The sequence below is a fragment of the Acinetobacter sp. V116_7 genome (genome assembly GCF_056735735.1).
In genome coordinates, this window is record NZ_JBWZIF010000028.1 from 361,263 (window position 1) to 387,164 (window position 25,902).

General features: G+C 39.3%; 20 protein-coding genes. 10 read left to right on the plus strand and 10 right to left on the minus strand.

The features are described from left to right. Positions 1–14: 14 nt before the first annotated feature. From AC1PJP_RS15670 to AC1PJP_RS15680, 3 genes are read right to left on the minus strand one after another with little or no spacing between them, the layout of a single operon-like run. Positions 15–1,679 (minus strand): (2,3-dihydroxybenzoyl)adenylate synthase, encoded by a 1,665-nt coding sequence (locus AC1PJP_RS15670; protein ID WP_479767616.1) that lies wholly within the window; start codon positions 1,677–1,679, stop codon positions 15–17. Then, positions 1,676–2,914, minus strand: a complete 1,239-nt coding sequence (locus AC1PJP_RS15675) for an isochorismate synthase (protein ID WP_282496750.1) — start codon at positions 2,912–2,914, stop codon at positions 1,676–1,678. Before AC1PJP_RS15675 ends, AC1PJP_RS15670 begins: the two co-directional genes overlap by 4 nt. Positions 2,915–2,958: 44 nt before the next feature. Next, positions 2,959–3,729: an SDR family oxidoreductase gene (locus tag AC1PJP_RS15680; protein ID WP_174764941.1), complete on the minus strand. Its 771-nt coding sequence runs from the start codon at positions 3,727–3,729 to the stop codon at positions 2,959–2,961. 266 nt (positions 3,730–3,995) lie between these two features. Between AC1PJP_RS15680 and fes the strand changes: the two genes are divergently transcribed. From fes to entS, 4 genes are read left to right on the plus strand one after another with little or no spacing between them, the layout of a single operon-like run. Further along, a complete protein-coding gene (gene fes, locus AC1PJP_RS15685) occupies positions 3,996–5,195 on the plus strand; it encodes an enterochelin esterase (RefSeq protein WP_282496751.1) in 1,200 nt (399 codons plus the stop codon). 29 nt (positions 5,196–5,224) lie between these two features. Beyond that, complete coding sequence (locus AC1PJP_RS15690) at positions 5,225–5,440, plus strand: MbtH family protein (RefSeq protein ID WP_005305165.1); 216 nt, start codon at positions 5,225–5,227, stop codon at positions 5,438–5,440. 12 nt (positions 5,441–5,452) lie between these two features. Further along, positions 5,453–12,604, plus strand: a complete 7,152-nt coding sequence (locus tag AC1PJP_RS15695) for a non-ribosomal peptide synthetase (RefSeq protein WP_282496752.1) — start codon at positions 5,453–5,455, stop codon at positions 12,602–12,604. Continuing rightward, the gene (gene entS, locus AC1PJP_RS15700; RefSeq protein WP_282496753.1) at positions 12,601–13,851 is read left to right on the plus strand and encodes an enterobactin transporter EntS; all 1,251 of its coding nucleotides are present in this window, start codon (positions 12,601–12,603) and stop codon (positions 13,849–13,851) included. The genes AC1PJP_RS15695 and entS overlap by 4 nt, the downstream gene beginning before the upstream one ends. 42 nt (positions 13,852–13,893) lie before the next feature. Here entS and AC1PJP_RS15705 read toward each other — a convergent pair whose 3' ends face one another. Continuing rightward, positions 13,894–14,625: a 4'-phosphopantetheinyl transferase family protein gene (locus AC1PJP_RS15705; RefSeq protein WP_479767619.1), complete on the minus strand. Its 732-nt coding sequence runs from the start codon at positions 14,623–14,625 to the stop codon at positions 13,894–13,896. 413 nt (positions 14,626–15,038) lie between these two features. Here AC1PJP_RS15705 and AC1PJP_RS15710 point away from each other — a divergent pair, with 413 nt between their 5' ends. Then, positions 15,039–15,329, plus strand: a complete 291-nt coding sequence (locus AC1PJP_RS15710) for a hypothetical protein (RefSeq protein ID WP_479767621.1) — start codon at positions 15,039–15,041, stop codon at positions 15,327–15,329. A gap of 2 nt (positions 15,330–15,331) precedes the next feature. Continuing rightward, positions 15,332–16,936, plus strand: coding sequence for a PepSY-associated TM helix domain-containing protein (locus tag AC1PJP_RS15715; RefSeq protein ID WP_479767623.1), 1,605 nt, complete (start codon positions 15,332–15,334; stop codon positions 16,934–16,936). A gap of 46 nt (positions 16,937–16,982) precedes the next feature. Here the strand turns inward: AC1PJP_RS15715 and AC1PJP_RS15720 are convergent, their stop codons facing one another. The 4 genes from AC1PJP_RS15720 to AC1PJP_RS15735 form a co-directional block, all read right to left on the minus strand. After that, entirely contained in the window at positions 16,983–17,603 is a 621-nt protein-coding gene (locus tag AC1PJP_RS15720) for an ATP-binding cassette domain-containing protein (RefSeq protein WP_479767624.1), read from the minus strand. A gap of 4 nt (positions 17,604–17,607) precedes the next feature. Continuing rightward, positions 17,608–18,300, minus strand: a complete 693-nt coding sequence (modB, locus tag AC1PJP_RS15725) for a molybdate ABC transporter permease subunit (RefSeq protein ID WP_000971585.1) — start codon at positions 18,298–18,300, stop codon at positions 17,608–17,610. After that, on the minus strand, positions 18,297–19,082 hold the full coding sequence (gene modA / locus AC1PJP_RS15730; protein WP_282496759.1) for a molybdate ABC transporter substrate-binding protein: 786 nt from the start codon (positions 19,080–19,082) through the stop codon (positions 18,297–18,299). Before modA ends, modB begins: the two co-directional genes overlap by 4 nt. A gap of 182 nt (positions 19,083–19,264) precedes the next feature. Further along, on the minus strand, positions 19,265–19,615 hold the full coding sequence (locus AC1PJP_RS15735) for a winged helix-turn-helix domain-containing protein (protein ID WP_282496760.1): 351 nt from the start codon (positions 19,613–19,615) through the stop codon (positions 19,265–19,267). A gap of 218 nt (positions 19,616–19,833) precedes the next feature. Here AC1PJP_RS15735 and antA point away from each other — a divergent pair, with 218 nt between their 5' ends. The 4 genes from antA (at position 19,834) to AC1PJP_RS15755 (ending at position 24,291) form a co-directional block, all read left to right on the plus strand. Further along, positions 19,834–21,249 (plus strand): anthranilate 1,2-dioxygenase large subunit, encoded by a 1,416-nt coding sequence (gene antA / locus AC1PJP_RS15740; protein WP_019459119.1) that lies wholly within the window; start codon positions 19,834–19,836, stop codon positions 21,247–21,249. 2 nt (positions 21,250–21,251) lie between these two features. Continuing rightward, positions 21,252–21,743, plus strand: a complete 492-nt coding sequence (gene antB, locus AC1PJP_RS15745; protein WP_282496761.1) for an anthranilate 1,2-dioxygenase small subunit — start codon at positions 21,252–21,254, stop codon at positions 21,741–21,743. Positions 21,744–21,748: 5 nt separating this feature from the next. Beyond that, on the plus strand, positions 21,749–22,783 hold the full coding sequence (gene antC / locus AC1PJP_RS15750) for an anthranilate 1,2-dioxygenase electron transfer component AntC (protein ID WP_479767629.1): 1,035 nt from the start codon (positions 21,749–21,751) through the stop codon (positions 22,781–22,783). 449 nt (positions 22,784–23,232) lie between these two features. Then, the gene (locus AC1PJP_RS15755; protein WP_479767631.1) at positions 23,233–24,291 is read left to right on the plus strand and encodes an AraC family transcriptional regulator; all 1,059 of its coding nucleotides are present in this window, start codon (positions 23,233–23,235) and stop codon (positions 24,289–24,291) included. 54 nt (positions 24,292–24,345) lie between these two features. On the opposite strand, the gene AC1PJP_RS15760 is transcribed toward AC1PJP_RS15755, so the two are convergent. Further along, a complete protein-coding gene (locus AC1PJP_RS15760) occupies positions 24,346–25,293 on the minus strand; it encodes a SphA family protein (RefSeq protein WP_282496764.1) in 948 nt (315 codons plus the stop codon). 53 nt (positions 25,294–25,346) lie between these two features. After that, the gene (locus tag AC1PJP_RS15765; protein WP_282496765.1) at positions 25,347–25,877 is read right to left on the minus strand and encodes a flavin reductase family protein; all 531 of its coding nucleotides are present in this window, start codon (positions 25,875–25,877) and stop codon (positions 25,347–25,349) included. Positions 25,878–25,902: the final 25 nt, after the last annotated feature.

Consider the following 25,902-nt stretch of genomic DNA (forward strand, 5'->3'; position numbering starts at 1 on the left):
TTCCTTTTTTATCTTTAAGCAAGAACATTAGTGTTGGTTTCAAATTGTTGACGTAATCTTTTTTTGTCGATTTTTCCAAAGGCTGTATATGGAAATTGCTCGATAAATTCGACTCGATCGGGAATTTTGTAGGTAGCAAGTCCATAGTCTTTCAGATGTTGACGAACTGACATTGCAAGACGAATTGGGCTTGGATCATCAGCGTGTGCTTGCCATGCAACAAAAGCACAGCTCTTTTCACCCATAATCTCATCAGGCATAGCAACCAATGCTGCTAGGCGAATTTGTGGATGAGTTAATAAAGCTTGTTCAACTTCTTCGGTCGCAATTTTTTCACCAGCGCGATTGATTTGTTCTTTTGAACGCCCTTCCACAACAATGCAGCCATCTTCTCGAATACGTACTAAATCGCCTGTTCGATAAAAACCATCCGGTGTGAAAGAACGTGCATTGTGCTCCGGTGCTTGGTAATAGCCACGAATGGTATAGGGACCGCGAGTAAGCAAATGCCCTACCTCTCCAGCTTCTACTGGCTGATCATTATCATCCAGTACTAAAATTTCATCATCTTGCGAAATTTTTAAACCTTGGGTATGGATAATTTGCTCTTTCGTCATGTCAAAATGGGTGTAATTCACCAGCCCTTCAGCCATGCCAAAAACTTGTTGTAGATTGACTTGGAACTCATCAATCAAGCGTGTGGCAACTGCATCGGGTAAACGCGCTCCTCCGACTTGTAAGCAACGTAGAGTCGACAATATTGGATCTTGATCTTTTGCCGCTTTATCCATCCAAGGTCGAACCAAAGCAGGAACCAAGCAAGCATCAGTTACGCCGTGTTTTTTGATCAATGAAAAAGCAGTTTCAGGACTTGGATCAGTTCCTAAAACCACAGCCCCGCCCGAATAAAAAATACCTAAAGAACCGGCCGAGCTCATTGAAAAGTTATGTGCCGCGGGTAAAACCATGAGTAGGCGTGATGACTGACTGAGACGGCAGATTTTCGCACTCTCACGTACGCTATATAGATAGTCATCATGGGTACGTGGAATCAGTTTAGGAACACCGGTACTTCCACCTGAAAGTTGTAAAAAAGCAACCTGATCTGCCGTAGTTGGCGAAATCGCCTCATCCACAATATGGGTTTCTTTTAATAAATCTTGAATGGCTACAAATTTGTCGGCATTTCCAAGGACAAATATATGTTGTAAGCAAGGAGCAGTTTGCTGAAGCTTTTCAGCAAGCTCTCGGTAGTCAAATTTTTGTGCACCAAAATCAGCACAGAAGTAAGCTTTTGCTTGAGTTTGTTTGAAAAAACTACTGAGTTCTGCAAAGCGATGTGCAGGTAAAGACATAACAGGTAAAGCACCAAGCCGAATCAGTGCAAAAAATAAAACATAGAACTGATAGTGATTCGGCATTTGTACAACTGCTTTATCACCGGCTCTTAGTCCGTGTTGATATAAGTGGCTTGTACAGTAATCAACTAAATGATCAAACTCAGCGTAACTAACGGCTTTATCACCATCATATACTGCTATGTTTTGCGGGTATTTTTGAGCACTTTCACGCAAGAAATCACTCAAGTTTTGTCCAAGCCAATAACCTTTTTTACGGTAAATCTCTGCAAATTCTGCTGGATATGGCACGGCACCATCCAGATAAACCTGTGTTGTCATGTGTTTGGTCCTTGTATTGGCAATTGATTTGGTGAAATCTGGAATCCGTCCAGTACAGTACGAAATTTAGCGGCAGTTTCAGCGTGTTCAGCTTGTGGTCGAGAAGCTTCAACAATGCCTGCACCGGCAAATAAACGGGCAATGTTCTGATAAATTCGGGCACAGCGAACAGTCACCGACCATTCACCATTACCTTGTTCATCTGCCCAACCCATAGTTCCTGCAAATAATTCACGGTTAAATGGTTCAAGTTGCTGAATTAGTTCTTTCGCAATTGGACTAGGCTCCCCACAAATTGCAGGTGTTGGGTGCAAGCGTTCAATTAAGTCAAAAACATGTGTATCGGCTTTCTTAAGTTCGCCCGTAATATGTGATGCCAAGTGCCAAAGGCGTTTAGTACGAATCAGGGATGGTTGCTTAGGTACTTTTAATTCCTTACAAAAAGGTGTGAGCTCATCGGCAATCATTTCGATGACGAGTGCATGCTCATGTTGATCTTTTTGTGAAGCAAGTAATGCTCTGGCGTTGTTTTGGTCTAGGGTTGGATCGTCATCACGAGCCAATGTGCCAGCAACCGGTTTACTCCAGATTTTTGTATTTTGCTTTGCAATTAAAAGTTCGGGGCTTGCACCGACAAACCACCCTTCACTTTGAGGATGCCTCGCGACTGCATAGTTATAGCCTTCGGGATTATGCTTAGCTAAGTTATAAAATAGGTCCGAGACGGGAATATTTTTTTCAAATTCAAGTTGTAAAATACGAGCAAGTACGGCTTTATCGAGTTTTTTTGCTTGCATTTGCTGAACTAAATACTCAACTTGCTGTTGGTAATGTTCACCTAAAGGGAAATAATCAGCCTTTTTTAAAGATAAAGAACCAAAATCAATATCAGATTGTGCATAGAGTACTTTCTGATAGATTTTTGCATTTTGCATCAGCATTAAATTGACATCGGCTGCCGAACAAAATGGTAGTCCACCCATAATCTTGACGTCTTTATAACCGTCATTCATTGCAAGTTCTAATTGAGCTCGTGCTTCATCTAACCAATCTTTTAAAAGGCTATTTTTAGCAACTTGAATATCTCGTAATTTTTGATGACTATTGATGGTGTATTCTGGCGTGGTAAAAATAAAACCTGCGTCATTTCCACAATTTAAAATTTCTTGGGCTAATGCAACGCGGCTTTCAGTAAAATTTTCTCGTTGGATAAAATACGGATGCTGTGCCGACATCTCGCAACTCCTTATACAGTTATTTTGTTGTAATGAATGAATGTTTAAACGCCTAAAGTGGCTCCTCCATCAACCACAATTTCTTGCATGGTAATTTGTGCAGCTTGATCAGAAAGTAAAAAGCTGACCGTATTCGCAATATCTTCAGGCTGGGCTAATTTTCTTAAGGGAATGCCTGTACGGTATTGGCTTAAATCTCCATCGATTACCGCAGGCGGAGGTGAATTATCTGTCCAAAGCTGCTGCTGCATTTGAGTTAGCGTAGAGCCTGGTGAAACAATATTAAGCCTTACTTGGTGGGGTGCGATTTCAAGTGCAAGATTACGGCAGTAATGGCTCAGTGCAGCTTTACTCGTTGCATACATGCCAAGTTGTATACGTGGCATACGTGAACTGTTCGAGCTAATCGTGACAATACTTCCCTGCTTTTTTTCACAAAAGTGCTTGGCAAGTTGTTGACTTATTGCGATGGGTGCCATGACATTTACAGCGAAAAGTGTTTGCCAGTCTTCTGTTTTTGCCTCAAGCATAGAACGCATAATCAATACGCCCGCCGCATTCACTAAACCCGTTACGCTATGTTTGTTTAAAATATCTGTAATGAGCTTCGCTGTTGTTTCTTGATCAGTAATATCTTGCTGAAAGCCATGCCAACGCGATATTTCACTGCTTTCTATCTTTTGTGTGATTTCCCATTGTTCGGGATTTTCCTGTCGGTCGATGCCGATCACTTGATACCCTTGCTGCAATAATTTTTTTGTAATAGCAGCTCCAATACCTCTTGCAGCACCTGTGACTACGATGGTAGAGCTCATGTTTTACTCCAGTTTGACTCGAATAGTAAATTCCGCCACATAATTGCAAATAATTATCATTATTATCAAGTGCGATAAATATCAAACATAAGATTACAATCTAAATCAAGTTATTTATTAACCAAGAATTCGATCTATTTTATTGATTTTTAAAAATTTTAATAAAACGCTTCTTTTTTTATTGATTATAATGATAATTGTTTTCATTTACTAATGAGAATCATTTTGTTAATTTGACCGCGCTTTCTTGTCGAGATGGACTCAAAATGAAGCCATTTTCTCATCCCTTACATCCCCTATTTCAACAACTCAATGTTGGGAGTGAGGTCTGGTGGAATACCGTTAAAAAATTAGGTAGTCCGCTAGTTAACCTACAAAAAAATAAAGCGCTCTGTACCTTTGTATGGCGTAGTCCTGAGCCTAAAGAAAGTATCTTTGTCTATATTGATATTTATTCACAGAGTCCTTCTATCTATCAAAAGTGGAATCGTTTTAGCCATATAGCTGGAACAAATGTGTATTTCTTTGAAATAGAGCTGCCCCTAGCTTGGACTGGTAGTTATGTTGTAGTGACTGCTAGTGAAGAAGCGCCAGAAACAGATTGTGCGGCAACACGACGCTTATGGTGGCAAACACAGCTTAAACAAAATGCTCAAATTGACTCATTCAATCATCATGAGTTTTATACGGGACATCTGGCCCGATACATCAATCAAATTCAACTCGAAAACACAAAATCTTTCATAGACGATTGCCCAATTACAAAGACATTTCAATGGTCAAGTCGCTTATGCCAACAGGACTATTTAGTTGACATTTTTATTAGTCATCAATTGGTTCAAGAAGTCTTGCCACTCGTCATATTGCTTGATGGCCAAATATGGAGTCGAGAGCTTTCAATTCTGCCCGAAATTCAACATTTAACTATTTCAAACAAGATTCGCCCAGCAGTTTATGTTTTTGTTCATAGTTTAAATAGTCAACAACGCCAACAAGATTATGGTTGTCATGATTCGTTTAGTCAGGCATTGGTTAATGAACTCATTGAAATACTTATAAAAGAACATTCTTTTATTTCTAAAACAGACATTACGTTATGTGGTCAAAGTTTAGGTGGTGTATGTGCTTTACATAGTACTTTGTTGTTCCCGACCATTTTTACTTCCCTGATTTTGCAATCTGGATCTTATTGGTGGTCAGATTTTTCAAACAGTATTTTAGGGCAAAAACACAAAGGTAATCTTTTAGAACTGCTTCAAAACGTATCTCATCAATTATCAAAAACAACTCGAATTTATATCAGTGCTGGCACGTATGAAACCGATATGCGGGACGATGCCCTTCAGCTTTATCAACAATTGCAATCATTCAATCAAGTAAGTTTTCACAGTTTTTCAGGCGGACATGATGCTGTGAACTGGCGTACCGACTTGCTTAAGGCATTGCAACAAACTCTTTCACTATAACCATTTGTTTCATCAAGGATAACAATATCATGAGCAACTTACAGGAAAATTATATCAATCCTTTCGATAACGAAAGTTTGTCTTTTCAGGTTTTAAAAAATCAACAAGGTGAGTTCAGTTTATGGCCTGCTCAACATCAGGTGCCATCGGGGTGGGATATTCAGCATGGACCAGATACACGAGCTTCATGTATTGCATATGTAGAAAAGCACTGGCTTGCAATTAACCCCTTTCAACAAGCGTAAAGGAGTATTGTCATGAATCAAGCATTAAACAATGAATTTACTCCGGACCTTTCTCAACCAGCTCGTTTTGAATTGGCATCTACTCAGCTCGGTATTTTCCTTGCCGATCATTTAAGTTCAATTGAAGATTTATATACCATTGCGCATTGTTTGGAACTACCAAAAACTGTCGATATCCCAACGTTTAAAAAAGCGATTCAGATCGGCTTAAATGAAGCCGATACGGTCATTGCTACATATTCATCCGACCCGTCTCAACCGTTTATTGAGCTTAATAACCTAGTTCAGTTTCAAATTGAAGAATTTGATTTTTGTCATTTAACGCCTAAAAAAGCTCAGCAACGTTTATGGGACTGGATGCCATCAGATCGTCAATGTGCTAAATCACTTAAAGCTGGTGAATCTCAACTGTTTCGTCAGGTGTTATTTACGACGCATGATAAAGTGTATTGGTATCAACGTTATCACCACATCATGCTGGATGGCTTTAGCATGATTAACCTGACCAAACGTATTGTTGAACTCTATCAACAATTACAAGAAGAAAAAGACCTTTCGATTTCTCCGTTCATTGGCGTTAATGATGTTATTTCGGAACGTCAGGCTTATGAAAATAGCCATCAATTTAAAATAGACCAAGCTTTCTGGAAGGCATATTGTGAAGACTTACCTAGTCCAGTTAGTTTAAGTACTCATCATTTAGCGGCAAAAACTACAGCGACATTTATTAAGCATCAACTCCGTTTTTCGACAGGAATTTTAGAGCAAATTCAGGCTTTAGCTGCACAATCTAAATTAGCCTTGAATGACATGATGATGTCATTGTCATTACATTATATTTACAAAATGACAGATAAAGCCGATTTGGTTAACGGTATTCCATTTATGCGCCGTTTAGGTTCAAAAGCGATTCGCTCAACCTTACCGACGGTAAATGTGTTGCCTGTGAAGTTTAAAGTTGCTGAAAAAGACAGTTGGGTGAGCTTGGCTCAACATGTACAAGAGCAATTACGACAAATTCGTCCACATCAGAAATATGATGCCGAACAAATTTTAAGAGATTTAAATAGTATCGATATTCATGAACGAATGTACGGCCCTATTTTAAACTATAAAGCTTTTGATCAAGACTTGATGTTAGATGGTGAAAAGGTCAAAACACACCATATTTCTACAGGACCAATTGATGATTTTGAGTTTTCTTTTATTGTTCAAGATCATGAACTCATTATTGAACTACGTGCAGATTCGCAGCGTTATACACAAGATGAACTATTTAACCATGGTCAACGCTTAACTTTATTGCTTGAACAAGCTCTAATTCGTCCAGAACAGGCATGTAGCAATTTTAATGTTACGACACCACAAGAGCTTGCTGCCCTAACTCAAAGTGGTATTGGTCCACATGTTAGCCATCCTGAACAATATAATAATGTTCTAGATATTTTTTATGAGCAAATTAAGAAGTATCCCGAACGTACCGCAATTGTGAGTGGTGAACGTCCAAACCTTCAGCATCTTAGTTTTGCTGAGCTTGCAGTACAAGTAAATCAACTCACTCGTTTTTTACAAGAAAATGGGGCCAAAAAGCAAACGGTCATTGCTGGAGCTATTCCTCGTTCGATTGACTCAGTTGTGGTGATGTTATCTATACTCAATTCTGGTGCAAGTTTCTTACCTCTCGATTTAGATTATCCAATCGATCGTATGCAAATGATGTGTGAAGATGCAAATCCATTATTTGTATTAACCACACAAGCACTCGCACAGCAACTACCAGAAAATATTCAGCAGTTATATCTTGATCATGAAGATGTTCAAACACAAATTCGAAAGCAAGATGCGAGTGATATTCCCGCCGAAAATCGCAAATTTGATTTCCAAGATGTTGCTTATGTAATTTTTACCTCAGGTAGTACTGGCCGTCCTAAGGGAGTAATGAACACACATGGTTCTTTACTCAACCTCATTTTGTCACATAAACCAACCATTTACTGGCCTGTATTAGAAGCTGTAAAGGAGCGTTTCCCTGAACGTCCGTTACGTGCAGCGCATACACACTCTTTCTCGTTTGACTCATCTTGGTTGCAAGTTTTTTGGATGTTATGGGGCCAAGAGCTACATATTTTTGATGAAAACATGCGTCGTGATGCATTTGGTTTAGTGCAAGAAATTCAGCAACGACAAATCGATACACTTGATTTACCGCCATCTTTTTGTGCGCAAATGATGACGAATGGTTTATTTGCTGAAAATCAGCATCATCCAAGTCTTATTTTGATTGGTGGTGAAGCTGCACCGTTAGCTTTATGGCAACAGCTCAATGCTCAGCCAGCTCTTTTTGCTCATAATCTGTATGGCCCAACCGAATATACGGTTGATACTTTCCGAGCAGAATTAAAACAGACAGTTCGCCCTGTAATTGGTAACCCTATTGGTAATACACAGGCCTATGTACTAGATCGTCATTTACAACGATGCCCTACAGGCGTGATTGGTGAACTTTATATTTCTGGCTTTGGTATTGCCAATGGTTATTTAGGTCGAGCTGATTTAAGTGCTGCCCGTTTTGTAGCGAATCCATTTGAACATGGACAGCGCATGTACCGTACGGGTGATTTAGTCCGCTGGAATAGTTCGGGTAAACTTGAATTTATGGGGCGCTGTGATGACCAGATTAAAATTCGTGGTTATCGAGTTGAAATTGGTGAAGTTGAAAATGCACTTTCGATTTTAGCCAATGTTGAAAGCGCAGTCGTGATTGCAGAACCGATTAATAACAGTCATCGTTTACTCGGTTATTGTGTGGTCAAAGACATTGAACTTGATGAAAAAACCAGTGAGCAATTAAGTCAACAATATTTAAGTCAGTTACGTCAAAACCTGCCTGAATATATGGTGCCTTCTGCCCTGACTGTTATGTCCGAATTTCCACGAAATGTAAGTGGTAAAGTTGATAAAAAAGCACTACCAAAACCTCAAATTCGTACACATAGCCGAATGGCCGAAACGCCTGAACAACAGCTTTTATGTCAAATTACTGCATCTGTTCTTAAGCTTGACGCAATTGGAATTGATGACGACTTCTTTATGACAGGTGGCGATAGTATTTCGGCCATTATGGTTTGTACTCAATTACGCCAACGTGGTTACGGCTTAAGACCAAGTGATGTATTCCAATTTAAAACAGTCGCGGCTATGGCACCGCAACTCACTCGCTTAGATGAACAACAAGTAGCCGTTTCAAAACCTTTATTTTCAGCAGAGCTAGAACAAAAAGTTCAAGAAAAATATGGAAAAAACAGCACTATTTTACCTTTGCTTCCTTTGCAAAAAGGCATGCTGTTCTTATCTCAAGTAGAAAATCAATCGAACTATAATGCCTTTACTCGTCTTAGTTTAAATGGAGATATTGATCCAGTACGTTTGCAGCAAGCGTTGATTACCGTATTAAAACGTCACCCTCAATTAGGCGGACATTTTGATAGTGAATTAACTGAAGAACCTGTTTTTATCTATTCATTACATCCTACTCAAGCTTGGCCAGTTCAGTTTTCCTCAGTCACTCCCGATCTGCTTGAGCAAACCATTCAAGAAGCATTGCAGCAAACGATTCACTTCGACCAACCCTATGGTTTAATTCGGGCAACCTTAATTCAACATGCTCCAGAACATTCAGAATTATTGATTATGGTGCATCATCTGTTAACAGATGGTTGGTCAACTCCGCTGTTTTTACAAGACTTTATTAAGGCTTATCAGCAAACTAATCAACAATTGCCAGTGCTTGAATATAGTTATGAAACAGTAATTAAAGCTTTATCTGCACGTGACCATGAAACATCAAAAGTAATATGGCAACGTGATTTAGCAGATTTACAGCCACTTATTTTATTTAATCAAGCACAGCAAGCTGTACAGGAAACTTCATATCGTTTAAGTGCTGAGTTGGGCGCGAAACTTCAACACAAATTACGCCAGCAAGGCATCACGCTCAATGTCTTCATGCAAATGATTTGGGCAATGACTTTAAATATTTATGCTCACCGTGAAGATATTGTGTTTGGCACACCTGTTTCTGGACGTTCAGCACCTATCAATGGCTTAGAGCAACAGATTGGATTGTTTTTAAATACGATTCCAGTACGTGTAAAGCTCAACATGCAGCAAACATTTTGGGAGCAATTGACTCAATTACAGCAATTACATGTTGAACATTTAGAACATGATGGTTTGGGTCTGGGCGCAATTCAGCAATTAGTGGGGCAAGGCAATCTTTTCGATAGTTTGTTAGTCGTAGAAAACTACCCTGATAACCAGTATTTACAGCAAAAACTTGGTGATGCTGCGATTTCAAAACTCACAAATCGTGGTTATAGCCATTACCCGCTTGCTTTGCTGGTTATTCCTGATCATCAAATTGAGCTATTACTCGAACAGCGTGGTGTAATTGATCAGCCTGAACACTTCCTTGAGCGAATGGTTCAATTGATTGAAATTGCATTAAATGAACCAGAGACGTCTCTAGCTCACTATCGCTTGCAGCTGGCTGAAGAGCGCGATTTAATCCAGAAAACGAATCAAACCCAATACTATGTTCGCCAGAGCACATTACAGCAATTACTCAGAGAACAAGCTCGAATTACGCCTGAACAAACGGCGTTATCAGATGAAAATCATCAGCTCAGTTTCAGTGAAGTGCGTTTGCAAGTTTGTGCTTTAGCACAGCAATTACAAAGCGCCGGTGTACAGGCTGGAGATATTGTTGCGGTTGCTCTACCAAGATCAATCAAACTGAGTATTGCTATTTTAGCGGTGATTGAAGCAGGTGCAGCTTATTTACCTATTGATTTACAACATCCATCTGAACGCATCAAATTTATGTTGCAGGATGCCAAATCTAAACTTGTGATTGGCGAACAAAAAGATCTAGCTGCTATTGCTTTTCCATCTATAGCCACCTTTGCTTTTAATGAATTGTTTCATGAAACAAAGGTTGATTTAAGCAGCTATAAAACAACAGTCATTACGCCACAGCATCCGGCATATTTAATCTATACATCGGGTACAACAGGCCAGCCAAAAGGTGTTATGGTTTCTCACCAAGCCATTGTGAACCGTATTTTATGGATGCAATCAAAGTATCCACTATCAGCAACCGATACAATTTTACAAAAAACGCCATGTACTTTTGATGTTTCTGTATGGGAGTTTTTCTGGTCATATTTAGTGGGTGCACGATTGGTTATGGCACCTGTAGATGCACACCGTGATCCATTGGCATTATTAAGCCTCATTCAAAAATATCAGGTAACAACATTACATTTTGTACCGTCAATGTTGGCTGTTTTTGAAAATGCTGCTACCGAAATTTTATCTCTTGCTCAGCGTCAAAGTTTGCCAATCCGCCAAGTGTTCTGTAGTGGTGAGGCGTTACCAACGGCTTTAGCAAAATCATTTACCGAGCACTTTAGCTGTGAGCTACATAACTTATATGGCCCAACGGAAGCTGCGGTAGATGTGAGTTATATGGATGCAACACTGGGATTACACCCAGAAGAAAGTAGCGTTGCAATTGGATATCCAGTCTGGAATACCCAGCTTTATATCTTAGATCAATACTTACGCCCTGTTCCTGTTGGAGTGGACGGTGAGCTTTATTTAGCAGGCCACCAACTCGCCATGGGTTATTTGCATCGAGCAGACTTAACGGCAACTCGTTTTGTGGCAAATCCATTCGCAGCAGGTCAACGCATGTACCGTACTGGTGATATTGCCCGATGGCATGCAGACGGCAGTATTCAATATGTAGGCCGTGCTGATGACCAGTTAAAGATACGTGGACAACGTATTGAACTAGGTGAAATTGAACAGCAATTACGCTTAATTAGTAGTCTTGATGTGGTTGTACACCCTATTTCTTCTGAACAAAATAAAGCTGATGTTCAATTGGTCGCTTACTTACAAACAACAGCACCTGTGGACATTGAGCAATTAAAGAAACAATTGGCGAAACAGCTTCCTGTATATATGGTGCCGACACACTATATGTTGGTCGAGCAATTCCCATTAAGTCATAATGGTAAGCTGGACCGTAAAGCACTGCCGCAACCACAACTTAACTCTTCAAATACAGAAAAACAGTACGCCACCACTGCTTTTGAACATGAACTGACACGTATTTTCCAGCAAATTTTAAATACAGATCAGAATATTGGTGTTAACGAAGATTTCTTTGCCATTGGTGGGCATTCCATTTTGGTGATGAAGCTTGCAATTGAAATCCGAAAAGTATTTAAACGGACCATTCCAATTGGCCAGTTAATGAGTCATGTCACGATTCAACGTTTAGCAGCTTTATTGCTTACACAAGAACGTTTAGCAGAAGTTGAACAAACTGGTATGCAACCTATTTTACCAATCCGTTCTGGCTCAGGGCATCCATTGTTCTGTTTCTTCCCTGGTTCTGGTTCGGCATGGCAATATACGGTTCTGAATCGTTATCTGCATTCTGATTTACCCATTATTGGATTGCAGTCACCTCGACCAGATGGCCTATTGGCAAATAGTACTGATATGGACGAACTGGTTGAAAAACAACTTGAGATTATGCGTAAGCAACAACCAACCGGACCTTATACTTTATTAGGTTATTCACTTGGCGGCACTGTGGCTTATGCAGTTGCAGCGAAGTTAACTGAACAAGGTGAAAAAGTTGATTATCTCGGCTTATTAGACACTTACCCTGCTGAAATTCATCAGTGGTTAGATTTATCCGTAGAGGAAATGAATGCTGAAGCTGAACAAGAACAGCTTCAATTCTTCAATAATATTTTAGCCGATGCAGATACGGCTTTAAGTGAAGAAACCCGCCGTTTACAAGAGGATATTTTCGCAAACTATCGCGATGCGGTACGTTTATTAAAACCTTATAAGATGCCGCACTTTGATGGTGAACTACACTTAGTTGTCGCTGAAAAAGACTTGCTACCGTATATCCAACCAGAACAACAATGGTCACCTTTAGTTAAAAAACTTAATATTGTTCGACTAAGCGAAGCGGACCATACCGATATATTGTCTCCGCAGCAGCTTGAAACACTGGGTCCAATTTTAAACCGCATGATTTGTCAGGCGCGCGCTTTAGAGGAGCACACGCCATGAGTTTCAAATCTATATTGACCGATTTTAGTCTTTTAAAACGTAATGCACATTTCCGACATGTATTTATTGCCCGCACATTGTCATTATTAACAATTGGCATGTTGGTCGTGGCTATTCCAAAACAAGTCTATGACATTACGGGTAACTCGCTTAACGTTGCTGTCGCAATGGCTTTTGAAGGCATTGCTATGTTTATTGGCTTGTTACTTGGTGGTTTGCTGTCAGATCGCAAAGATCGGAAATGGCTGATTTTATTGGCACGTGGTGTGTGTGGCTTAGGCTTTGCTGGCCTCGCCATCAATGCCATGTTTGAGCACCCTTCGCTCTATGCGATTTATTTTTTATCGGCATGGGATGGTTTCTTTGGTGCACTGGGTGTAACGGCAATGATGGCGATCATGCCTGTGATTGTAGGGCGCGAAAATATTGTACAAGCCCGTGCCATTAGTATGGTATCCGTACGGCTTGCAACCGTTATTTCACCAGCAATCGGCGGTATTTTAATTGCTGCTAGTGGTGTTGCAACCGTATATTGGGTCTCAACGGTGGGTACTTTACTCACTGTGTTTTTATTGATGGGGCTACCTGCGCTTAAACCGCAACATGCATCAAATGGTGAGAGTCCTCTTCGCCAATTAGTTCAAGGGTTTAAGTTTGTTTTTAAAAATAAAGTGGTCGGTAGCACCATTTTAATTGGAACGCTGCTCAGTTTTAGCAGCGCTATTCGTATTATTTTTCCGCAAATGGCAGATGAAATTTTTCACGGCGGCGCATTTGAACTCGGACTTATGTATTCGGCCGTGCCTTTAGGCTCAACTTTAGGTGCATTATTGAGTGGATGGACAACAAAGTTACTCAAACCCGGCTTAGTCATGCTCTATACGTGCTTAGGTGTTTTTAGTTGCATGATTATGATTGGACTTTCACCGTGGCTCATCGTGACTTTACCAATTTTATGTGTGTTTGGATATTTGATGTCGATTGCCAACTTGCTTCAATACAGCATTGTGCAAGGACATACACCTGACGAATATCTAGGGCGTATTAATGCAATCTGGCTCGCACAAGATGCGTTAGGCGACTCGATTGCAACCACAACTTTGGGTCTCTTAACTCGTTTTTTACCAATCTCAGGAAGTATCCTCTTCTTTGGCATATTAAGCTTTGCAGTAGGATTTATGTTCTTATTCAACTCTCAAGATATACGTGAAACAGGATTCCAAGATCCCAAATTACAAGAAAATTAAACTCTAAATAAAAAAGAAGGCAATTATTTGCCTTCTTTTGTTTTAAGCAGAATGACGTGCCTGAAAAACCCAAGTCATAATATCGTCTTGTTCTATGGTCCAGCCACCTTGATATTGTTCTAAGAGTTGATAGCGCTGCTGAATTTCTGGCAGAAAAGTTAGCGTTAATGTTTGATTTTCAAAATTAATATCAACGATAGATGCTTCTAAGAAATCGATATATTGCTTTGCAGTAGGATAAACCGCTTTATAAAGGCTTTCCTTTACAGAGAAAATTAAACTTACATAGTGGGCAAAATCAAAAAACTCGCAGGCTTTAGTTTTCCATAAATCAAACTCAGATGGTGTTAAAACAAGATGTGCACTCTCTTGAGCAAATTCAGAGGTCACCCAGTGCTCAATATCAATTCCCAAACAAACCGCATTGTTAGATAACGCAACAATTAACTTATTTTGTGAATGACTAATACTCCCCAAAACATGATTTGGCCAGATGGGCAAAGGTTCGTGCATAGAGGTTATTGGCTGATCTAAACCAAAATGATGATTTAAAACAGCTTGAGCTAAGACCCTGCCACATAAGTACTCATTTTTACGTTCGACACGCGCTTGAGCAATTTTTAGGGGATGCTCTAATCTTTGGTCTATATGCAAATGCTTTGTTTGCGATAAATCCAGCCCATAACAAAATAGCTCTGATGTAAGAAAAATAGGACTCGAAATTTCATAAATTGATTTACTGATTTGTTCAGGAATATATAGATAATGACTCACTGGATTCGACTTCAAAATAAATATTTTTAATGACTTATCTCCTATCTTAACTTACTTACTGTAAATTCATAAATAATTATACTTATCATTTGATAATAATTATTATTTACTTATACTATTGGGTAAATTTTGACTTTAATTTACTTATAAACATCGATTATGAAACTTATAGGACTTTTTTTGACCCTGTTGGGAGCCGTCAGTATCTATTGTAGTCATAGCAACCAAAATCTGTTGTCTCAACATCTTCCTACTTTCTTTAAGTATTTGGGTCTAGTGCTATTAGGCATTGGATTTATTACGCTCTTTGCAAGCTTACCGAAAGTGGTTGCCGCTTTTTGCTGGTTCATGCTCATCATTTTTGCGTGGTCCTTCCTCCCTTTTATGGCGCTTTTTAAACGGAAACTGGTTTCATGAAAGCTAAAATTCAGTCTCCGATCCAGCCAGACTGGTGGAGTAAAACTTTTGCAGGTGGTGTTTTAGGTCTAAGTTTTTCTATCGCGATTGGTAATTTAATTGTTTTATTAGGCCAGCCTTATGTTGCCATGGATTTATTGGTGCAAGTTGGTATGTGGAGTGTTCCTTGGGTTTGGATGCCTATTATGTTTGGCAGTTATTTTTTTACGACTGGACGAAAAGCGCTTATCTATTTATCCATTGCTAATGCCCTAGCGTATAGCTGTATTTTTGTATTACGGGGTTAACCATGAAAGTACGTTCAGACATCATGAAATTAGCAAAAAGCATGCATACTTGGGTGGGTGTATGTGCAGGAATTTTGCTTTTTATCTGTTTCTTTGCTGGTGGGCTCAGCATGTTTCAGCACCATATTAGTAAGTGGGCTACGCCAACACAGCAAGTTTTACCGAAAGTCTTACCCGATCAATATAATGAACTCATTCAAAAAGTACAGACCGCCTATCCTGCTGCGCAAAAGAACTTCACACTAAATTTATCATCGAATGAATTTCTCTATGCCCCCATTACTTGGAGCGAACATGAACGTGGAGATGGCTTTAATGCTACTCAGTCTACGTGGATGGCAAGCTTAGATGATAAAGGTCAGTTAATCGTTGCCCAAGAAAACTTATCTAAAGCTGGCTGGCTGATCGAACAGTTGCATGAAACAGCAGGCATACCGGGCATGGCAGGCCATCACGGATTAGGTCTCTATGTGATGGGTGTGGTTTCTATTTTATATTTTCTTGCTCTACTTTCAGGAGTGATTATTCTTCTACCAACCTTGGTAAAGGACTACTTTGTTATTCGCCCTGGTAAAAACAAAAAGCGCTTTTGGCTAGATGCACATAACGTGATTGGAATTACCAGCTTACCTTTCCACATCATTATTAGTATTAGCGTTATTGTCTTTGCTTTTCATGACTTTTTTTATGATGCGATTGGACAACTTGCACTCAAAGGACAGCCTGTTTTTCAGCGTTCTCCCCCAGCACTGATTCAACCTAAACAAACCCAGATTGATGTACAGCAAATATTAGCCCAAGCTAAAAAAGTAGCGCCTGAATATTCTGTTGACTATATCCAGTTCAGTGGCCTAGACAAACCTGAAAAAGCCAATGCACGTATTGCCCTCTATAGCTCAGATCAGATGTTGCGCGGTGCAAATCATGACTTTATGCGCATGAACCCATATGCAGTTGAGCACTTTAATCATAAAGGTATTAACACACAAACTGATGCTGGAAATAAGTTAATCAACGCCATGTTTAGCCTGCATTTTGGAAGTTTTGGTGGTACAGGTGTACGTTGGATTTATTTTGTTTTGGGTGTTGGTGGCGCTTTCTTATTTTATACGGGCAATATTCTTTGGGTTGAAACCCGCGCACGTAAACAAAAGCGTGCAGAAGACCCTGTTCCTGTTCAACGTAAAGATGTAGTGTTCCTTGCGAACTTAACGATAGGTGCATGTTTAGGGTGTGTTTTAGCTGTCGTAGGTACAATGTTGGCCAGTCGTTGGCTTTTCGCAGCATTCAATATTGAAAGCATGAATCACCTCTTTATGTATGGTTATTATGCGATTTTCCTACTGAGTTTGATTTATACCTTTGTGATTGGCTATGCAAAAGCTTTACCACAATTGTTGTTAACCATGGTTTTGGTGTTATTTGCGATTCCGCTTACATCCCTTTTAGCCTACTTCATTCCTCAAAGTGGCTTATGGGTACATGGCGGAGAAATCTTAGTGGTTGATTTCTTAGCTATCATTTTTGCTTTCGCTTTCTGGCGTTTTTATCAACAAGCTCAAGATCGCCGAAAATCTGCTCCAACAGGCAGTTTATGGGCTAACTAATAACCATGAACTAACTAGACTGAAATAATGTGTGAAATATGAAAAATTATAAAATCCACATTGTTTCGGTCAGTTGTTTAATTTCTTGAATATCATGACTCACATAAATCATCGGAATTTTTATTTCCTCTTTTACCTTCTGAAAAAAAGGAATAATTTCAGCTTTATGATTCGCATCTAGTGCTGATAATGGCTCATCAAGTAGTAACAGCTTAGGTGAATATAACAATGCTCGACCAAGTGCTACGCGTTGTTTTTCACCACCTGAGAGTTTGATGGGCATACGTTCTAATAAATGCCTTAACTTTAATAATTCAATAATATAATCTGCTTCAAAGTGACGTTCTTGTTGGGACAAGTGCTTAAGACCAAATAATAAGTTTTGCTTTACCGTTTTATGCGGAAAAAGCTGAGCATCTTGAAAAACCAATCCAACATGCCGCTTTTGAGTACTTAAGTTAATGTTTTGATCTGAATCAAACCATGTTTGATTCTGTATTTTAATGAGTCCACTATGCGGAGTGTTCAGCCCTGCAATGGCATGTAAAATTGATGTTTTACCTGACCCAGAGGCACCAAATAGCCCAATAACAGAAGCATCTGACTGGAAACTAGGCTCAATATGAAATTGACCCATCTGTAGGTGAAAACGGCAATCAATCAACATAACCTTACCGTCCTAAACGCTTCTTTTGATAACGATGAAACCACTGTGCAAACCATAAGGCTAAAAAAGCCACACTTAATGATAAAACAATAAGCCTTTGAATAGCTGCTTCTGTATCGGGCTGTTGCATTAAGCTATACATAGCCAAAGGCAAAGTACGCGTTTCATTTGAAATATTACCCACAAAGGTAATGGTCGCACCAAACTCACCTAAACTACGGCAAAAACATAAAATAGCACCAATTAAAATACCACTGCTGGCAAGTGGCAACGTGACATGAAAAAAGGCACCTAAAGATGAGGCACCTAATGTCTTGGCTGCCATTTCTAAACGCTGATCGACCAGTTCAATTGCTAATCGAATAGATTGAACCAATAGCGGGAAACCCATCACTGCCGAGGCAAGAACGGCGCCTTTCCAGTTAAATGCAAAATCAATTCCGAGCGGTGCCAAATATTGCCCAATAATGCCGCGACTCCCAAAAACTTGTAATAACAAATAACCTGGAACAACTGGCGGTAACACCAAAGGTAAGAACACCAATGTTTCAATGAATGACTTCCCCCAGAACTCTTTACGTGCCAAAAACCATCCCACACAAATTGCAGGAATAATGCTGACCACAAGACAACTTGCCGCTACCTTACAAGAAAGTTGTAGCACGCTGAGTTCTTCTGGGGTTAAAGAGAACATCATGGTTTTGCTGGAGCCAATACGCTAAAGCCATATTTTTTAAAAACAGCTTTGGCTTGGTTGCTTTGTAAAAATTGATATAACTTTGTTGAGTTTGGATTCTTTTTAACTATCCCTACAGGGTAAGTAATTGGCGAATGGGTATTTTCTGGAAATACACCAACTACTGTTACATCTTTACTAATCGCTGCATCAGTTGCATAGACAATGCCAACCTGACATTCACCTCGCGCAACAAAGTTTAATGCCGCTCTAACATCTTCTGTTTCAACTAACTTTGGCTCAATACGGCTCCACCAACCTAAATTATTAAAAGCTTGTTTAGCATATTTGCCGACAGGCACACTTTTGGTATCCCCTGTACAAATCTTGCCTGTAAATACTTTATTGGGATCGGTCGTTTTATCTAGTTTTATATTTAGTAACTGCCCTTTAGGGGTAATTAGAACCAGACGGTTGCCTAATAGATTTATACGGTCATTTGTTGCAACTAATTTTTTATTTTGCAGATAATCCATCCACTGGGTATCTGCTGAAATAAATACATCAGCTGGCGCCCCAGCTTCAATTTGTTTGGCTAATGTCGATGAGCCTGCATATGAAGTTTTAACTTCTACTTTATTTTGTTTTTCATAAATTTTTTCTAAATCGTTAATCGCATTGGTTAAGCTCGCTGCTGCATAAACGGTAACCGATTCAGCTTTGGCTGCAACATTAAAGACCAATCCTATGCTGAGGACTGAACAGACTAAAACCAACTTTTTTATCTTCGTATCACTTACCATTATATTTTACCTTTTTGTCGTTTTTTGCAGCGATATATACCCAAGAATATAGCGATAACCATAGACGATGAAAAGTAGAAATTATTTATAAAGATGGATATTTTTTCTGAGCAACTAAAAACCTATAGTTAAGCAAAACTGATTCTCGCTTAAATTCTTTGATTTATAAAATAATTCTCATCTTATTTCTTTAAATAGCTACTCATAATTTGATAATCATGTTCTAAGGCTTGTCGAGCATTGATTTCCATTTGGCGATAATGCTGTAAGACTTTCTCGCCTAAAGCTGTAACAGCTGCCCCACCACCATGTGTTCCGCCTGTTTGAGTTTCAACTAAAGCTGTTTCAAAGCACTGGTTCATAGTGTCTACCAGCTGCCATGCACGGCGGTAACTCATATTCATAGATTTTGCAGCTTGTGAGATCGAACCAGTTTTCTCAATTGCTTCAAGTAAGTCTGCCTTACCCGGACCAAACGCAATGTTCTGCTCTAAAAGAATTCTAATCTGTAATTTTAAGTTTTGTTCTTTCATAGACTTAGTTCACAAAAGTTTATTTTATGCTCGCTAACATTATAGGGAAGTTTAACAAGCTAAGACATATACAAATTTAAATCTCGATTAACTCTTAAAAATAGTCTTATTAAAAATCAAAACTGCACAAAGTGGATAAAGATCTGGAAAAAACGGATAGAGGCCAAAGCCTAATCGCGGTTCAATCAGGTAAAAGCTGAATGAATAGGATTGAGCAAATGACCTCATCTAATTTAAAACAATGGAATGATTTTGTAGATGGATGTATCGACTTCCGTCCTAACGATGGCGTGTTTCGTATTGCACGTAATATGTTTACTGAGCCTGAACTATTTGACTTGGAAATGGAACTTATTTTTGAAAAGGTTTGGATTTATGCATGTCACGAAAGTGAGATTCCAAACAATCATGATTTCCTAACAGTTCAAATTGGTCGTCAACCGATTATTGTGAGCCGTGATGGTAAAGGCGAACTACATGCCATGGTCAATGCTTGCGAGCATCGTGGAGCGACCTTAACACGGGTTGCTAAAGGCAACCAATCTACATTTACTTGTCCATTCCACGCATGGTGCTATAAGTCAGATGGCCGTTTGGTGAAAGTCAAAGCACCTGGTGAATATTGTGAAGATTTTGATAAATCAAGCCGTGGCTTAAAACAAGGCCGTATTGCCAGCTACCGTGGATTTGTATTTGTAAGCCTTGATACTCAAGCAACAGATTCTCTAGAAGACTTTTTAGGTGATGCAAAACTGTTCCTTGATTTAATGGTTAATCAGTCGCCAACAGGTGAACTGGAAGTACTTCAAGGCAAGTCGTCTTATACCTTTGCAGGTAACTGGAAGCTACAAAATGAAAATGGCCTAGATGGTTACCATGTAAGTACTGTTCACTATAACTATGTTTCTACAGTCCAACACCGCCAACAAGTCAATGCATCAAAAGGTGAAGAACTCGATACGCTTGACTATAGCAAGTTAGGTGCTGGTGATTCAGAAACTGACGATGGCTGGTTTAGTTTCAAAAATGGTCATAGCGTGCTGTTTAGTGACATGCCGAACCCAACTGTTCGTCCGGGCTACAGCACAGTTATGCCGTATATGGTCGAAAAATATGGCGACAAATATGCTGAGTGGGCAATGCACCGTTTAAGAAACTTGAACTTGTACCCTAGCCTATTTTTTATGGACCAAATTAGTTCTCAGCTTCGTATTGTTCGCCCTGTGGCATGGAATAAAACCGAAGTCATTAGTCAGTGTATTGGCGTTAAAGGTGAATCTGCAGAAGCACGCCGTAACCGTATTCGCCAGTTTGAAGATTTCTTTAATGTGTCGGGCCTTGGTACACCAGATGATTTAGTTGAATTCCGTGAGCAGCAAAAAGGTTTTCAGGCACGTCTTGAACGTTGGAGCGATATTTCTCGTGGTTGTCAGTCTTGGGAATACGGCGCAACTAAAAACTCACAAGATTTAGGTATTCAACCCGTTATTACTGGCCGAGAGTTTACCCATGAAGGACTCTATGTAAACCAACATGGACACTGGCAACGTCTAATGCTCGATGGCTTAAATAAGAAAGCCTTGAAAATGCAGGATATTACTTTTGAAAACAATGCCGTAATGGATGAGGTGTAACCATGTCACAAGAACTATATTTTGCTGTATCTCAGTTTTTGTACAAAAAAGCAGAACTTTGTGACGCTTATGACTGGGATGCCTACCTAGAGCTTTACGATGAAGATAGTGAATATCATATTCCACAGTGGATTGATGACCATAACTATGTTCAAGATCCAAATCAGGGCTTGTCTTATATTTATTATGCGGACCGTACGGGACTTGAAGATCGTGTATTCCGTATTCGTACCGGAAAAGCGGCGTCTGCAACACCGTTACCACGTACTTTGCACAGCATAAACAACATTCGAGTTAAAACACTGGATGATGGATTAATTGAAGCAAAAGTTGCATGGCAAACGCTTTATAACCGTCAAGGTTTAGAAGGATGTTTTTACGGACATGCCACTTATCTTTTACGCCAAACTGCAGATGGTTTCCGTATTCGTCTTCAGCACAGCATTTTGCTTAATGACAAAATTGATTCCGTTTTAGACTTCTATCACGTTTAAGGGGAATGAAAATGGGACATTCAGTTGCACTTAACTTTGCCGATGGCAAAACCTTTTTCATTTCAGTAAATAACGACGAATTGTTGCTTGATGCAGCAGTTCGCCAAGGAATTAACCTACCGCTAGACTGCCGTGAAGGTGTTTGTGGTACCTGTCAGGGTCAGTGTGAAACTGGTATTTATGAACAAGAATATGTTGATGAAGATGCATTAAGTGAGCGTGATTTGGCTGAGCGTAAAATGTTAGCTTGCCAGACACGTGTGAAATCCGATGCAGCTTTTTATTTCGATCATGATTCTGCTATCTGTAATGCTGGTGATACCTTAAAAATTGAAACCAAAGTGACTGCGGTTGAGCTGGTTTCTGAAACAACAGCAATTTTACATCTTGATGCGAGCAGTCATACCGCACAACTTCAGTTTTTGCCGGGTCAATATGCTCGTTTGCAAATTCCAGATACTGAAGACTGGCGCTCTTATTCTTTTGCAAATAGACCAAACGCAACCAATCAATTACAGTTTTTAATTCGTCTCTTGCCTGATGGTGTGATGAGTAATTATTTGCGTGATCGTTGTCAGGTTGGACAGCCCCTATTCATCGAAGCGCCGCTTGGTAGTTTCTACTTACGTGAAGTAGAACGACCACTAGTTTTTGTGGCGGGTGGAACAGGTTTATCCGCATTTTTAGGAATGCTTGATAACTTGGTCGAGCAGCCTAACTCACCTGCCGTTCAGTTGTATTACGGCGTAAATAATGAAACTGACTTGTGTGAACAACAACGTTTACATGCCTACGCGGAGCAGCTACCAAAATTTAGTTATCACCCGATTGTGACTAAAGCAACTGAAACATGGCAAGGCAAAGCAGGCTATATTCATGAGCACTTAAATAAAGATCAATTGGCCGAGCAGGCTTTTGATATGTATTTATGTGGTCCACCACCAATGATTGAAGCTGTTAAAAATTGGTTAGATGAACAATCTTTGCAAAACTACCGTATTTACAGCGAGAAGTTTTTACAGAGTAATACCTCACGTTGAAGTATAAATAATTTAAAAACCACTAAAACCTGAAATGATTCAATATACTCTGTAGGGGGTATATTGAATTTTTGCATTTAAATTAAAAGTTTTTATATATCAACAACATAAAATAACAAATTCCGACAAAATAAATTGACCAGCTCACTCGGATTTGCTATAAATTTTGATAGATCTTAAGGAATAAGATCATGATGAGATTAACTTATAGCACCTTTTGTATCCCTCTATTCTATTTCTCAAATGTATTAAATTGATGGACAAAATCCGATGTAAAAATTTGAGAAAATCACATTAACTAGCGGTTAAATTGGTCTGTATTTTGCTTATATCTCATTGTAATTTGCGAGTAACTTAATTTTTTAAGTGCCGTATTTACTTGCTGTGCAGCGAAGTTTTAAAGCTCTTGCAATACAAGTAAATACAGGAGTGAGCCAAAAGGGATAAATATGAACCAAGCCAACTCCCCAGAACTCAGTGGGCGTCATTTTCAAAATGAGTCTATCTTTACCAATCATAATCTGGTGTTCGATCACCACGATTTAAGCGAAACTTGCCGAAATGTAGGCCAAATTTTTAAACCGCATGATCTTAAAATCTCTCAGCAGAAGCGAGATTTCAGTGCAACCATGCACCATGTTAAAACAGGCGCACTATCTATTAGTCGCTTGGAATATGGTGCGGATGTCATTATTGAACCAGATCACCTTGATAGCTTTTACTTAATTCAAATTCCAACTCAAGGCTACGCAGAAATCGAATTCGGTTCACAAAAGTTTATTTCTTATTCTCAAGTTGCTTCTCTTATTTCTCCTCAGCAATCTTTACGTATGCGCTGGCATGCGAACTCACCACAGCTTATTCTAAAAGTTTCAAAGGATGATTTTACCTACCATTGCCGTCAACACATTGCTGATTCAGAAAATAACTTACTTGTTTTCGACCCAAAATTAGACTTTGCTACACAAAGTGGAAGCTACTTTTTACAGCTCGTTAGAACACTGATGGATGCTTTAGCATGTGATCAACATCCACTCCATCATCCTTTAGCCTTTAAACAATTTGAGTCAAATTTGTTTAATGCTCTCATTTATGGTCAACCCAATAATGCATTACATAAAATAGATCAGCATAAAGAAAAAACAGTCTCTCCTTATTTCGTGAAGCGCACAGAAGCCTATATTAAAGAACATTTACATGAGCCACTTAATGTCGAAATTTTAGCTGAACATGCGGGCGTGAGTGTGAGAACACTATTTACTGGCTTTAAAAATTATTTGGGGACTACCCCAATGTCTTATCTTAAAGAATTACGTTTTGAACAAGCTCATTTAGAGCTCATGCACAATGAAAATCTATCAGTCACAGACGTTGCATTTAAGTGGGGATTTACCCATTTAGGCCGTTTTTCTCAAGAGTACAAACGCCGTTATGGTGAGTTACCCTCTTCTACACGCCGTTCAGGGCAAGTCGACGGCTCGGGTTTAATTACTTCAATTTTTTCTTAAAACAAATAGATAAAAGCCTTTTATATTTTAGATATAAAAGGCTTTTTTTATGACTTAAAAATGATGAACATAACGAACTTGTAGTCGCGTACCTTCTGGGCGGTTTTCAGCATCTTGCTCAAAATAAGCATTTGCAACCAAGTGATCATTTTTAGAAAAACTATACATTGCGCCTGGGCCAATAGCCCAAACTTGTTCACGTCGGCCTTTAACTTTTTCACCATCGACTTCGGTATCAGTGACTTGTTTTAGCCAATAGCCATTTAGTCCTAAACGGAACTGTTCAGTAATGGCATAGTCTGTTGCAAAGTTTGCATGAATTGCTTGCCCAGCTTGCATATCATTTGCTCCAGCAAAAGCATAGCTTGGGTCATTATTCTTAAAGTTATAGAGATAATGAATACGTGTGGATGCAGTCCATTTAGGATTAAACCAATACGTTGCAGCCCAATAAGGGTCAAATGAAACAGCATTATTACTGGGGTTAATATCTTTTTGTTGATCGTATTCGCCAGTAGGTAAATTCACCTGAAACTCAAAACGATGTACAAACTTCGGTCCTTGCGCGCCCATGACTGGATCGAACTGAATAAAAGGTCCAATCATAATGTCCCCAAAGCCACTTTGGGCCTTAATTGCAGCATTATTCAAGCCATCATCCACATCCATTTTGCTGACAAAAGGAATTAAAAAATTCATGCCTAGGCTAGCTTTATCTTTTACTCGGACATTCGATAAATAACTAATCTGTTCAACCAGTACTTGATAATTTAAATCTGTTTTAGGTAAACCTAATTTTTGTCCATTGGCATCGACCAGTTTATTACTATCGTAATTTTGAAAGTAAGTTTGAGCATACCAGCCAGGCCCTGCGGGTAAACCTCCATCGAGAAAGCTGGTCATACCTAAGTTTACGGTCGGTAAATCGTAGGCATGAGAAACTAATGGCAAACCCAACAATGTCCCTGCTAAAAAGCCATGTTTAATTAAAGTGCTTTTCATCTTCTTATTTCCTATAAAAAAATCACGACCGGATTGATCGTGATTGTGGTGAATTAATGTGCTAATTCTGGATGCTCTGCGGCAATCCGATACTTTCCTGCATGGAATACCAAAGGTTCACCTTGGCGTTGTTGGTATTGTTCAATCTGACCAATGAAAATCAGGTGATCGCCGCCTTCATACTGATTTACATTGCGGCAAACCAAGGTTGCGAGTGCATCGGATAAAATTGGAATGCCTGCATTGCATTGCTGATGGGCAATGCCTGCAAATTTATCTTCAGCACCTCGAGCAAAATGTCCTGAAAGCTGATGATGCTCTTGTGCCAACATGTGAATGGCAAAATATTCAGCTTCAACAAAATCAGACAAACTTGGCGCTGTTTTTGAAAGACTCCACAAAATTAATGGCGGATCTAAAGACAGTGATGAAAAGGAATTGGCTGTCATTCCTATTTTTCGACCATTTTTACCACGAGTTGTAATCACGGTAACGCCAGTTGCAAACTGTCCAAGCAAATTACGGATTTCTCTTGTGTTTTCTGCATTAATTGCTTGTAAAGCTAAAGTTTCAATTGTGTCCATTTTCATATCTCCCTTTGCTGTTTTG

Bases quoted from the DNA above. Each gene is read 5' to 3' on its own strand.
- AC1PJP_RS15670 (WP_479767616.1), bottom strand. From the start codon at position 1,679: ATGACAACACAGGTTTATCTGGATGGTGCCGTGCCATATCCAGCAGAA.
- AC1PJP_RS15675 (WP_282496750.1), bottom strand. From the start codon at position 2,914: ATGTCGGCACAGCATCCGTATTTTATCCAACGAGAAAATTTTACTGAA.
- AC1PJP_RS15680 (WP_174764941.1), bottom strand. From the start codon at position 3,729: ATGAGCTCTACCATCGTAGTCACAGGTGCTGCAAGAGGTATTGGAGCT.
- fes (WP_282496751.1), top strand. From the start codon at position 3,996: ATGAAGCCATTTTCTCATCCCTTACATCCCCTATTTCAACAACTCAAT.
- AC1PJP_RS15690 (WP_005305165.1), top strand. From the start codon at position 5,225: ATGAGCAACTTACAGGAAAATTATATCAATCCTTTCGATAACGAAAGT.
- AC1PJP_RS15695 (WP_282496752.1), top strand. From the start codon at position 5,453: ATGAATCAAGCATTAAACAATGAATTTACTCCGGACCTTTCTCAACCA.
- entS (WP_282496753.1), top strand. From the start codon at position 12,601: ATGAGTTTCAAATCTATATTGACCGATTTTAGTCTTTTAAAACGTAAT.
- AC1PJP_RS15710 (WP_479767621.1), top strand. From the start codon at position 15,039: ATGAAAGCTAAAATTCAGTCTCCGATCCAGCCAGACTGGTGGAGTAAA.
- AC1PJP_RS15715 (WP_479767623.1), top strand. From the start codon at position 15,332: ATGAAAGTACGTTCAGACATCATGAAATTAGCAAAAAGCATGCATACT.
- AC1PJP_RS15720 (WP_479767624.1), bottom strand. From the start codon at position 17,603: ATGTTGATTGATTGCCGTTTTCACCTACAGATGGGTCAATTTCATATT.
- modB (WP_000971585.1), bottom strand. From the start codon at position 18,300: ATGATGTTCTCTTTAACCCCAGAAGAACTCAGCGTGCTACAACTTTCT.
- modA (WP_282496759.1), bottom strand. From the start codon at position 19,082: ATGGTAAGTGATACGAAGATAAAAAAGTTGGTTTTAGTCTGTTCAGTC.
- AC1PJP_RS15735 (WP_282496760.1), bottom strand. From the start codon at position 19,615: ATGAAAGAACAAAACTTAAAATTACAGATTAGAATTCTTTTAGAGCAG.
- antA (WP_019459119.1), top strand. From the start codon at position 19,834: ATGACCTCATCTAATTTAAAACAATGGAATGATTTTGTAGATGGATGT.
- antB (WP_282496761.1), top strand. From the start codon at position 21,252: ATGTCACAAGAACTATATTTTGCTGTATCTCAGTTTTTGTACAAAAAA.
- antC (WP_479767629.1), top strand. From the start codon at position 21,749: ATGAAAATGGGACATTCAGTTGCACTTAACTTTGCCGATGGCAAAACC.
- AC1PJP_RS15755 (WP_479767631.1), top strand. From the start codon at position 23,233: ATGAACCAAGCCAACTCCCCAGAACTCAGTGGGCGTCATTTTCAAAAT.
- AC1PJP_RS15760 (WP_282496764.1), bottom strand. From the start codon at position 25,293: ATGAAAAGCACTTTAATTAAACATGGCTTTTTAGCAGGGACATTGTTG.
- AC1PJP_RS15765 (WP_282496765.1), bottom strand. From the start codon at position 25,877: ATGGACACAATTGAAACTTTAGCTTTACAAGCAATTAATGCAGAAAAC.